The sequence below is a fragment of the Stenotrophomonas maltophilia group sp. RNC7 genome, from assembly GCF_030910085.1.
Taxonomy (GTDB): domain Bacteria; phylum Pseudomonadota; class Gammaproteobacteria; order Xanthomonadales; family Xanthomonadaceae; genus Stenotrophomonas; species Stenotrophomonas sepilia.
In genome coordinates this window covers 1-397 of sequence record NZ_JAVFVN010000507.1, presented here as the reverse complement: position 1 = coordinate 397, position 397 = coordinate 1, and the positions used below count along the sequence as shown (strand labels likewise).

At 63.2% G+C, this 397-nt stretch carries 1 protein-coding gene; it reads right to left on the bottom strand.

What is annotated here, in order from left to right; translation table 11 throughout:
• Positions 1 to 246, bottom strand: a 246-nt coding sequence (locus tag RCF13_RS09965) for an ASCH domain-containing protein (protein WP_308141109.1), incomplete at its 3' end; no start/stop codon positions are given.
• Positions 247 to 397: the final 151 nt, after the last annotated feature.

Below are 397 nucleotides of genomic sequence, written 5' to 3'. Positions count from 1 at the left end.
GATCGGAACATTGCCGAAGTGCGGGTGCGTGATCGTCTTGACGGTGTAGCCGCGCCAGGGCAATTCCAAACGGCGCGACCAATCCGTGCGCTTCGGATAGCCTCTGGTCAAGATCACCCGCTGGAACTCCCGCCCTTCGATCCGCATGGCCCAGAAAGGGCAGACCATGCGGTATTCCTCGGTTTTGGTGCCCGCCTTGATGGCGTCGAAGTACTCGCCCTTTAGCGCAAGATGCAGGTCAGCCATGGGCGCCTCCGTCCTCGGTGGGCGGGGTGAGCAGGTGGCGCAGCGCCATGGCATCCCACCAGGCGTTGTGCTGAACCGCCCCGGGCAGCGTGGTTGGATAGGCGTCCACGCGGTGGATCTCGAACGACAGGTGAGGGATGTTCACCATCTG